Source organism: Hallella absiana, from assembly GCF_025457485.1.
Taxonomy (GTDB): Bacteria; Bacteroidota; Bacteroidia; order Bacteroidales; family Bacteroidaceae; genus Prevotella; species Prevotella absiana.
Genome location: NZ_JAMXSP010000021.1, coordinates 1 through 11,822 on the forward strand (window position 1 = coordinate 1; position 11,822 = coordinate 11,822).

At 43.9% G+C, this 11,822-nt stretch carries 7 protein-coding genes; 1 reads left to right on the forward strand and 6 read right to left on the reverse strand.

Translation table 11 applies throughout. From position 1 onward, the window contains the following. Positions 1 to 102: 102 nt before the first annotated feature. The 6 genes from NG346_RS10420 to NG346_RS10445 are packed head-to-tail and all read right to left on the reverse strand — an operon-like array spanning position 103 to position 10,129. On the reverse strand, positions 103 to 399 hold the full coding sequence (locus NG346_RS10420; RefSeq protein WP_262288700.1) for a DUF1016 N-terminal domain-containing protein: 297 nt from the start codon (positions 397 to 399) through the stop codon (positions 103 to 105). A gap of 25 nt (positions 400 to 424) precedes the next feature. Beyond that, positions 425 to 1,420 (reverse strand): hypothetical protein, encoded by a 996-nt coding sequence (locus NG346_RS10425; protein WP_262288701.1) that lies wholly within the window; start codon positions 1,418 to 1,420, stop codon positions 425 to 427. A 2-nt stretch (positions 1,421 to 1,422) separates the two neighbouring features. Next, positions 1,423 to 2,637, reverse strand: a complete 1,215-nt coding sequence (locus tag NG346_RS10430) for a 3'-5' exonuclease (RefSeq protein ID WP_262288702.1) — start codon at positions 2,635 to 2,637, stop codon at positions 1,423 to 1,425. Then, positions 2,634 to 5,039 (reverse strand): Hsp70 family protein, encoded by a 2,406-nt coding sequence (locus NG346_RS10435; protein WP_262288703.1) that lies wholly within the window; start codon positions 5,037 to 5,039, stop codon positions 2,634 to 2,636. Before NG346_RS10435 ends, NG346_RS10430 begins: the two co-directional genes overlap by 4 nt. A 23-nt stretch (positions 5,040 to 5,062) precedes the next feature. Further along, positions 5,063 to 9,136, reverse strand: coding sequence for an Eco57I restriction-modification methylase domain-containing protein (locus NG346_RS10440; protein WP_262288704.1), 4,074 nt, complete (start codon positions 9,134 to 9,136; stop codon positions 5,063 to 5,065). Positions 9,137 to 9,145: 9 nt separating this feature from the next. Then, complete coding sequence (locus NG346_RS10445) at positions 9,146 to 10,129, reverse strand: restriction endonuclease subunit M (RefSeq protein ID WP_262288705.1); 984 nt, start codon at positions 10,127 to 10,129, stop codon at positions 9,146 to 9,148. 426 nt (positions 10,130 to 10,555) lie between these two features. Here NG346_RS10445 and NG346_RS10450 point away from each other — a divergent pair, with 426 nt between their 5' ends. Continuing rightward, a complete protein-coding gene (locus NG346_RS10450) occupies positions 10,556 to 11,794 on the forward strand; it encodes a DUF6043 family protein (protein ID WP_262288706.1) in 1,239 nt (412 codons plus the stop codon). Positions 11,795 to 11,822 lie beyond the last annotated feature (28 nt).

Genomic DNA, 11,822 nt, shown 5'->3' on the forward strand with positions numbered 1-11,822 from the left:
CTTAGTTGTTTGGCGATTACTAAGTTACTAATTCTTAACGAATTGGGCAAATCTTAAAGCCTTTTTTATTGGCAATAATTGTTAAATTTTAAGTATAATCATCTACTTGCGAAACTTGAGTCCTGTACTTTTAGGGAACTCTTTTTGTAAATCCAAGCTTAACCCTTTCAAGAATCCCGAGCCCCATTTGGCCTCCGCATTTTTGACCATAATATCTCTGCCCAGCGACCAATAGAACTGCAATATCTCGCTGTTCACCTTGACCGCCGCTCTGACCTGCGCCTTGCGATACCGCTTCTTCAAGTCAGTCAGCCACTCCACATAGTCCTTTGTTGGTGCCATAGCCTCTCTGTTAACAAAAAACGGAGAATTGACTTCATTATTATCTTTCTTGCTCATATCAAATCATTCAGGATTATATTACTTACTTTAACACGGCAAGTTCCCTTGATTGGTAAATATACTGATAAGTATTTTCCCACCCCAAAGTGAGTCCTAATAAATACAGTGCCAGTTTCAAGTTATCTTCCCCAAAAGCTTTTAAGGAATAGTAAAGCTCAGGGATTGGCTTGCCATAATAACGTTTCCCATATTCAAGGCCGTTTTCAAAGTCCATTTTCAATTTTAAGAAAAGCGCTGCTATGCAGAAATATCCTTTAAAGACTTTGTTGGCAGGAGCTACATCTTTATTACCATCCACTATTTTTAGTATATCCATGAAAGCAGCGTTCTCTCTAAGTTGCATGATCTGAGATCCCAACTTGCTCTGGGTTACAGATGCATCAATCTCTTTTTGAGCCTTGAAGTTGGCGAACGCATGTAATGCGTCAAGGAAAAAGCCTCGAGTATCATGTGGATAATTATGATGACGTTCGTACATAAGAAGATATGTCCATATTGACAATTTTCCTACAGGACGATTTCCACAATAGGCCAGGGAAAAGACCTTCTGTATGTCTTTATTAGTGATGAAGCCGCGACGTTTCACACCAAATGTAGTATTAAAGGCTTCAAAGACATTATTCACCCCCTCTGTCGCACTATGAATCATCAGACCAACTTGGAATTTCTCGTACGCTTCTTTCCAGATTGGCTTCTCCAATTTAATAGGTGGATTAAAATTAAGTCCTACACGCAAAGAGTCTTCATCAAGGGCGAAGACATGTATCACGTCATTAATGGAGAATTTCTTCGCAAGTTTTTTGTTGGTCCTTATGTGCAGTAGGTAATACTCTATACTGTACTCAAAGGGGTTGGCATTCTTAAAGATGCTATCAGCCTTTTTCTTGTCAGCACTCAACGTATCTATGTTGCCATCGAATGAGACACTCGGGCAATATACGTTCAAATAGCCATACTTGAACAAATCGATAATGTCAGACTTCTTTAGAAGTAATATGTAATTGTATTGTTTCTCCATTGTTAGAATCCAAATAAGCTACTATCGTCATCTTTATTTGTCTGTGCAGGGACAGTAGAAGTTTCTGAAGGGAACAACGGCTGCATGCCTTCATCGTCCCAATTCTTGTACGAACACTGCTCGCAAAAAGTCTTAACCCACTGGTTCATATGGTTCGCACTATAAGATATGAACAAATTTTCACGGCTTCGTGTCATAGCGACCATGAACAAACGCTTCGACATCGTATTCCCAGCATAAGCTATCTCATTACAGAAGGGTAGAAATACGTTGTCAAAGTCTAATCCCTTAGCACTGTGATAAGTTATCAGGGTAATCTTATTTCCTGGTGCTAAAAAGTCTCCATACCCATTGACTACGCATTGTATTGGCACATCACATTTAGTGAAATATCTGTTCAGATCATCATAATCTGGACCTCCGTATTTGTTATTCTTGCACTCCCAACTTTCATGCTGTGCATTGATAAGAACAAAGTTGGCAAAAGCTTTCAGTTTATCGTGCGTCGGCAACAAAATTCCTACCGACTTCCCATTATGCACATCATCTATAGCTTCGTCCATAATATGCCGAACCTCTTCACGCTGGTTTCTTGATTTCCAAAGACGAATCTGGGTGTTTTTCTTAACCATGGAATACTTACCCGCCAAGATATTCATCTCAGGCAAGTAGCAATTAACCGCTCTGACAATTGGTTTGGTAAGACGGTGCATTATATTCAGGCTTGTGACATCCGGATTCAACACCTCTTTTATATCATCTCTCGTACAGACAGGCTCGTTCCATTTAGGATCGCTTTCATAAATAGACTGGTTAGCATCTCCTGCAATAATGACATGCTTGGCACTCCGTTTCATCGCTTCAAGAACCATCCTCGGCACGTCTTGAACCTCATCGCACAAAATATAATCATAGTCAACTCCGACGCCATGAGTTCTCTTTTTGAACTCATAGTAAGTCACTACCTCTATATCCTTAATGTGAAGTTCCCTTATTGAAGCCGTTAGCATCTTTATGAGCGAGTGAGTAAACTCTATGAAAAGGATTCTGAAATTAGGATCCTTTTCTTTCAGTCTTTTGGCAGCAAATAAAAGCAGGATGGTTTTACCGGAACCGGGGAAACCATCTATGAGTTTCTGGTTTGTATTCGTTATTAACGAATCGAGAAACTCACGTTGCTGAATGTCAATTTCGTTTTCAGGTATAAGCCATTTCATTCCTCATTCTCCTCTCTGTCACCTTTTAATGTCACAAGATTATCAGAACTATAGAACTCACTATGATGCTTTTGTGGCTTGGCAGTTTCTATTTCCCGAGCAAATTCATTCTTGCCAAGCTTTCTTGCAACATCCGCGAACCATCCGTAATCAACATCACTCAACGTGTGTTCATTCCATCGGCGCATGAATATATTGAAAGCTTGATTGTAGTAGCTCTCGGACTTCTCTTTGTCGTCTTCATCACGATAGACATCGCCCAAGACACAAAGGGCAGTCGTATGATCGCCCTTTATCTGTAGGGCTTTTTCCATACTAGATATAGCATCCGTGTGTCTGCCCATCATATACATGTCGTTACCCAGATTAGCCCATGCCCAAAAGTTGTTTGAGTCTACATCAATGGCCATTTTGAAGTATCTGACAGCCTTGACGTAGTTGCCGGAATTATGGTATAAGACACCTATGTAGTTATAAAGGTTATCTTGTGGGTAATACTTAATCTGGTCCTCATAGGTCTCGGCGGCCTCCAAGTCTCTATCAGCATCCACATAAGCCTGTCGAAGGTCGATTAACGACTGCTTTGAAGGCTTCCCCTCATTCTTATCCGCTGATATATAAGAGTTGCGTTGTGCCTGAAGAATTTTTCTATCCTCGTCGGTAAGATATGTATTTGCGAAAGGATTTTCCGATTCGACAGTGCATTCCTGTTCCATGCAAGTAGCGGTTGCTTTCAACACCTTGTCTGCAGTAATCTCCAGACTAAGTTTGACAGGTGTGTTTTTGGGGAAAGGAACACCCAGTGGCTCTTCTATTTTCACGTTTGCAACGACCTTCTTGTCATTGCTCACGCAAATAGGTATTTCTATCACGCTTTGATCTTTGTCGCCGGTTGTAAGTCCTTTGATTTCTATCGGCGGTATAGGTATTTCCGTACCGGCAGGTATGACAGGAACCTCTTTATCTCCTCGCAAGACAACAACAAGCGGCTCACTGGTTATTGGACGTACCAAGGTAATACCAAGGCCGTTCAGCAGTAAAGAGTGTATGGCGGCACCTTGTGAGACCTGGGCTTGCAGGTCCTGCGGTATCAATATTCGAGCCGTCTTGAAATAATCTCTGATACCTTGCTGAACCATGGGATTTTTTGAACTTCCCCCGATAAGCATGACATAGTCAATCTCCTCACTGTCTATGTGAGCCTTTTGTATAGCTGAATCTATCGTTTTATAAATTCCGTTGTATCGTTTCTGTCCTTTCACATTGCAGTACTTGTGGCGCAGGAACACCTTCATCGTGTCGATAAAGTCCTGATAGGCAAAGGAGAAAACATCCTGTTGGAGGTCTTTGTATTCTGTATAAATCGAGAGCTTATGCTGGTACCGCACACCCTGTCCTTGTCGCAGGGCAATATTCAGCGAGTCCTTATCGGACAAAAGATATTCAAAGTCCTTGCTACACTGTATTTTGAGATGCTCTGCCACACCATACAACTGTTCGCAAATCTTTTCAATTTGCTTTGTTGTATAGTTGTCTTGCAACATATCATTGCGCTTGAGCATCTCAGGCAAAAGATAGTTATAGGCAATATATCGGTCAATATCATTTCCGCCCAACTCTGTAAACTGGGATATCGATATGTTTCTTGTGTGAACACCATGATAGTCGGCACTGAGTTCCAATATAGAGATGTCGCAAGTACCAGCGCCAAAGTCGAATACGAGAACTTTAGGGTTATACCCTTCCCCTAACTGTATGGGCTCTTTTGCCGTGTAATCAGGATTGATATAACCGATAAAGGCAGCGTTAGGCTCGTCTATTAGCATGTTGTTGCCCATCTCAATGCCATTATTCTCTAAGGCACGAAGTAGATCGAGGCGCTGGTTGCTTTCAAAAGATGCCGGTATGCTTACTGCATACTCTATATTCCGGCTCAGCCCCATCTTGACAATTGCCTTCTCTATCTCCCTTTTAAGGAATCTGAAGAAGACATTAGTAGCATCGAATGGAGATTTGATTTGGGACAGTTTGGTAATAGATGTCCATCTTGGTCCCAAATCTTTACCAAGCTCCATCTTAAACGAATGCCAGATATTCTCGCCAAATTCATAATCAGGATTACCTTTAAGCTGATACGCTCCCTGACCGACAAGGAGCCTTCTATCAGTCATTGCCATCACTGTCGGTAAGAGTTCCGACTCAGTCAGAGTACCATCAATAAGCATCTGCTCCAGCTGAAGGCTCTCACACTGAATGGCCTTTGTAGCCGAATCGTATGATGCTACCGAAACCACCGTAGTGCTGGTTCCAAAATCTATTCCTACAAAAGTCTTTCCATCAAGTCGCTGTATCGTGTCTTGAGGGAATTGGAACAGTTGAGTCAGTTTTAGATTGTCTGCCATAGTTATTGTTTCTATATATGGAATTACTCCATCGGTTTTATCGTTTGCTCTATAAAGTGCACGTCGTTGTCATCAAAACCATATTTCTGATAAAGTTGGCGGTCGATGGCATTTACTGACTGCCGCCAGTCGATGTCGTCGTTCGACGCAAAGTCTTGCACGGGAACATAGCTGAACTTGTCCTTGGAGAGGTGTTGCGTGGCAGCAAGAAGACTGATGAGGAATCGTGCGAACCGTGTGCAGAGGTATTTCCTCAACGCCTGTGCCTCCTCTTCCGTGTCGAAAGCGTCGACAACGAGATAGGTCTCCGTGCATATCTCCCCAGGTTCAAGGATATGAAGAGATGATATTATTCTCTTTCTGCCTTCATTATCGGTTTGCCCGGCGTGCTCGGCTGTAAGGTAAGAAATGCAGACCTTCCACTTGTATATCATCTCTTTTCCGACGGTGATGAGTTTTGAATCATAGGGGCCTTTACCCTGGCTCGTCTCCAAGGTGATGTCGCCGGTTGCAAGAGGAGTAACATACGTTCTTAATCCAAATGGTTTCTGAGTGCTAACTCTTGTATTATAAAATACAGTGCTCAGCCTCACCACTTTTTCAAGCATATCAATAGCTTGCACATACCTTATGAACCTTTCTCCTTCCGCAAGGTTGCGATTGATGGTGAGTCGCTGTCCCTTGAAGATGTTGGAATATTGGCAGTCACCATCATGTTTTTTGTCCCAAAGGAAATAGCACACTCCCCCAGCCACGTCGACACCAGGGAAGCAGACGTGCTCGTCAACAAAGTCGACAAGTTTCTCAATGTGTCTGTCAGTGAGCATATCTGTACGGAACTTCGCAAGTCCCTTACCGTCATTATACCATTTTGCAGGCATGATGATGGATATGTAGCCGGGACTGAGCTTCTTGGCACAGTCGACAAAATGATTGTAGACAGGAGTGGCACTGGCTCCCGCTCCGCCATCCTTTATCATGTAGGGAGGATTGCTTACTATAGCGTTAAACTTCATAGGTTTCTTCTTTTGTCTATTTCCGTATGTCTTGGGCAATGTGAGTTCTTCTATTAGTTTTGGTGAAAGCTTTTTATTTTTCATCCGTGGTATGATGTCATCGATATAAACGGTGTTCAGTTTCAACCGCTTGTTGTAGCCGGCGAGCACACGCCTGGTAATCTTTTCGGCCATCGGTGTCTTGCAGACCACATAGATATTTTCTTGTACGACCCTATCCCACACGCATCGTTTGCCATAGTCAGAGAGTGGCATTGTCTCACCGAGCTTATTCTTAACGGGCTTACTCTGTTCTTGAAATACGCTGTAGGCAAGGTAGAGCGGATAGACACCCGACTTTGAGTTGATCTCGAGAATCCTGGTCTGTGGATCGCTGAACACTTCTTTCGTTACCTTTCCACGGTCAATGAAGCGTGGCTCAGGCAGTGGAAAGTCCTTTTTGTGACGGTCGTCAAAGAAGTCCCAGCCGCCGAGGGTGTCGTTCATATGCATGCATACAACGTTCCATGGGGTCAGCACCGTCTCATTGTCTGGGTAATGGAACTGCGACAGGATGTTAGCCATCTCCTGTGTACGCTCCGTTATCGGAAGAGCATCAGCCTTGCGTGTGCGGTCGATAATCTCAGCAGCCATGGCGATAAACACGTCATTGTTGTATAAATGGGAGACGCTCATAAAAAGGTCTTTCGTCAAACCTTTGGGCATGAATTCATCCCATGAGTTCTCATCTATGTCGGCGATGAACTTGTCAAACGACACCGTCTTGACATCATCAAGAGCACCGAACACCATCAACGGCAAACGGATGGTAATCTGGTTGAGCGTAGCATAAACCATTTCTCTCCGTTCTTTCTCCGGATCTTTTGGTTTCTTTTTCTTGCCCCGTTTATTGCTTTTGCCTGAAGACGGAGAAGATGGTGTTGGCTCAGCCGCACCATTGTCTCCTGTCATTCCTTCCTCCGTGATGACAACCGATGTACCTGTCTTATCTTTACTCTTTGAGCCACTGTCCTTCATAGCCTTTGCTATTGCTTCAAGGCTCTTGACATCGTTATCTTCGATTTCATCATAACCTACATACATGCGACGGTCCTTCCCGCCATTACGGATTACATGGTCGGCATAAATGCGGTTCACTGTTTGGATGAAACGTTTGGCATTGTAATCAACCGTCTTGCTGCCTTCAATGGCAATAATGGAGCAATATCTTGTGAAATCTTCAATCGTGAGCCCTTTAGTTTTCCGCCCATTGCCTTGGGTGGTTTTCTTCTTTGCTTGCCGTATGTATTCGTTGATAACGGTCAAGGTACGGTCGGGAGCGAAGTCGAAGGCATAGCACTCCTTCTTAATGTAGTCGTGGTGCTTGATGGGCGACTGCACACGGAAGATGGTCTGCATATAAGGAGCGATATTGCCGTTGTAGCCACCGGCAAGCATAAACACACCTGTCCACTCCTCAATGGTGACACCAGTGGTCATGCGCCCGCTGTAGCAGGTGAGCGTTATGGTGGGCCTGTGTTCCGGATTGGCTATTGCCTTTCTGACCTTGTCCTCAAAGCTTTTGGCAGCCATCCACTTTTCTTTTTCATCGTCTGTGGCATCCATCTTGTCACCCTCGCCCGCCACGTTGACTACTTCAAAGTCATGAAAGAATGCCTTGTGTGCTTTAAGCAGCTTTTTCAAAGCCGCAGCAGCGGCGACACCCGGCAACACCCACAAGGTATGGAGAAAACACTTACGGTATTCTTCGGTACTATAAGGATAGTTGCTGGTCTTGTCTTCCTTGCACAGCAGGTCAAGAAAATGATTCACGTCAGCCTCATGCACGAAGTCTCCGACGTTGGCATAAGTGGGCATGTTGTCTTCATCGCCTTCCCACGTCCTGAAAAATTCAGAGAATTCGAAATAGTCTTCTTCGCTGTGATTGTAGTTATCGAATACTGTTCCGAGATTGTATGTAAGTATGTTGAGATGGGCCAGACCCTCGTAAGGATTCGGCTCATCAGGATGGTTCTTTGGCCAATTCGCCTTTGCCTCCTGCTCCATTACATAGTCCCATGTGTATATTTCTTCCGCCTTGAACTGGTCAAGAATGTTGTATGGCGTACCAGAAAGATATAGGAAACGCGGTTTTTGAGCATTCAGCGCAACTATGACTTGCTTACCAAGATCTGTCTGCGTTCCTTCGTGCGCTTCATCGATAATGACAAGGTCCCATTTCGTCTTGAACACATCTTCGTTCTTCTTCAATGTCCCGTCAGCTTTCCACGACCCACGCAAGTCCTGCATGGAGGCAAAGTAGATGAAGTTTTTGCCACACTTCTGCAAGTAATCAAATTTCTGACCGACAAATTTCTGTCCGCTTTTCTGGTTTGCACTGGGTTTGGAGCCATATTCGTAGTTCTCGAACTTTATGTTGCCGTAGTCGTCAAACCATTGGCTCTTTACAGCAGGACGGTGGGTGAGAATGAGCGTGCGCTTGAACTGGCAGCGCCTGATAAGTTCCAATGAGCACAGCGTCTTACCAAAGCGCATCTTGGCGTTCCATAGCATTTTACGGTTTCGGCCAGCCTTGAAATAAACCAAAGTACGATTGATAGCATCCTCTTGCTCTTCACGGAAATGTATTTCTACTGAGGGCTTCTTCTCACTTCCTTCTATAGATGATCTTCCTTGCTTAATGGCTTCAATTGCTTTCTTTACAGTATCAAGATCAACATCAAACCATTCTTTGGCCTGATCTTCAAGGTCGGGAAAGTAGTGGCGGTGAAAACCACTTGCCAAGAGCACGGCATGAATGTCCGTGTCACTGTATTTATACTCTTTTCCTTTATCGTCCGTGAAATGGGCTTTGATAGCATAGACAAGATTGTAGGCTACGGCTGAGGTCTGTGTCTGCTCCTTGATGCGTTTGTCAGCAGCTTTACGTAAGGCAGCACAGTTGGGTGTCAACTCACCGCCCGACTTGGGATCGGTATCAATCTCTGTCTTACCAAGTTTCAAAGCCCCACGATGCCGGTCGTCGTCTATAGAATAGACGTAGACAACATTATATTTATAGGTTGCACTGATTATTGCCATAACTTGCTTTTAGTTTTCGTCCAACATCTTTCGGAAGATGATTTCCTTGCCTTTCAATGGCTCTATACCTGTCCATTCCTTAATGCGACAAAATCGTTGTTCAGGCAGCACTTCCATCGGGAACAATCCTTCGTTTAATTGCTCTATTGGCTTCTGTCCGGGGATCCCATAAGTGAGGCCGTCCATCTGCCAGATGTTCCATGATATAATATCTGCGATTCTCTGCATGCTTCCTCTGCTCGGCAGCTTTTGGGTATGCCATTTGGCTTGATAATATTCTATGTAGGAGACAAAGAGTGCTTCACGTGCAAGAAGTAAATTGTCGCCCTGATACTCATAGCCATAAACGGACTGATAAGCTTTGTAAACTTGCCTGCGCCACTTCTTCTTCACAGTCTTTTTCTGACTTTTGGTCATCTCGTCGGAGATATTAGGCGTGTTATGGTGTATAATCCATAATTTGCGGTCGAGTAAACCTATCCTATCACCAATGGCAACGGGTACACCTGTAGTCGCATCATAGCGGCTGACAAGATAAGGAGCCTCTCCACAAGCCATCTCCAAGCGTGTGTCCTTAACGTAATCTTTCCATCGTTTTCCCCTTGGTATTCGAGGCGTAGCATTTGCCGTCCAAGTATTGTCGTCGTTTTCTGTATTAAAAACGCCTGATTGTCCAAACCACACATCGTCAATTAGATTGTTCTGAGCATTGCACACCCAACTGGGTGTAAATACTTCAGCCATGACTTGTGAGCGACTACGCTGCTGCTGCGCGGCTTTTGCTATACGCGGCATAATGATGTGGTTGTTCTTTCTTGTAATAGAACCTACGGTTATAGCATCACCAAAGCGATAACCATCACCACGCTTGTCATAGTCATTGGTGGCCCAAATGACATTGTGCCCCGTGGTATGGTCGGCAAGCAGCGTTTGGAGTATGTCTCCTCCCAATGCAAGCAAGTCGTCTTCTATGATGTCTATGTTCAGCCGCATTTTTTGTTATAACGAATGGAATTTTAGATTAATAGCACAAAGCTAATCATAATTTTTCATTTTATGAAAAAATAAAGAGTTTTTCTGTCCTTATCATGTTAAAAATCGTATTCTAGATTGCTTAGTCACACAAGGAGAAAAGAAAATGAAGAACTATTGGGCTTCTATAGAATCCCTTCCTCTGCATGGGAACAATTACAAGATAAGATAAATCACCAATATGCATCACATTTTCCCTCAGACCACTTACAGACCACACAGAGGTCTTAACAGACCACATAGAAATTCTAAAATATTCTAATAGACGAAAAGCTACTATCGCTTCATATTGCAAAATCGAAAGTAAATCATTATTTTTGTGGACGATAAGAACAGAGCCGACCATGCAAAGAGCCGACTTTTTTAGTATGAAACAATTGATAGAACATGGATAAAGGAGAGAGAGAAGCCATCAGACAAAAGAGAGATGAAGCCATAGCATTTGTGACTGCGGAAATGGCAGGGAGGAAGAAGGAGTATGCTGCCTTCGTAAAGCAAATAGAGGGTACCTTTTTGGAAGGAGGAGCACCGGGAATGGAGAAGTTGTGCGCCTTGATGTGGCGGTGTATTCCACAAGACTGCAGATTGATGCTTGAAACTGCCTTCCGTGTCTTTTTCGGAGATGGTAATGGTGAGGACATAGAAGGCACATACTTTGTCAAAGACTATGACGACCTTGCCAAGGAGTGTGTCATTAATGGTAGAACTGTTGCTGTCAGTTATGACGGAGACGTATCAGTAACAGATGAGAAAGAGGAGCCTTTCGATGGGATTTATCTGGACATGGAGGAATACGATAAGCTGAAAAACAGCATTCCACCGATGATGCGGCAATCGTTAATCGAGACTTTGTCCTTTATGTTCGAAACAGAAGAGGAGAAGGAAGAATACATGACAGCCATGAACAACTGCATAATGTTCCTGTACATTGCGTTAGGCGTAAACATCCCAACGATGTTCGACAACCTGAGGAAGATAGTCCGTGAAGAAAAGGACGAGACGGCAATCTTCGCCTACTATTACATTCTCAAGGACAAGGGACTGCAGAAAGTAGCAAAGTTGATGCCGTCCATACTGCTGACAGGCGAGGCCGGTTATCCGGGTCTCGGAATATTCAGCGGCATCATCAGCAATTTCGTAACTTCCTCTACTGCCATTGGCATTAATGACAAGAGCTCATGGAAGGAGGTAATGGACGAGACGGACAGTGACGACTTGTGGAAAGAAGTGGCCAACGCACTGCGCTATGCCGAGGACAACCATGGGCTGAAGAAGGATATAGTGTCATTGGAAGATTTGCTGAAAGACGACACGCATGGAGAAATCATGTTGGCTATAGAGCAATTCACCAAAGAGCATGACGAGTCCATCTCAATGGCCTATCTGCTCATCGCCCTTGAGCGGTCATGCTGTATAAGAAAGCATTATCCTTTCTCCACTTTTGTCGACGCCATCAACAGGAGATTCGGGAAAGACTACACCTATCAGAAAGCGCAAAGACGCTATAGCGAAATCAACAGTATGCCCGGCATTCTGAATGAGGATAAAAGCAGTATGAGGAAAGCGAAGAAGACGATAGAGGAATGGAAGGAGGTCTTCCTCAACTGTAATGTCGGCAATTCTTGACAACTGACTATGCACCATTTATATAAGA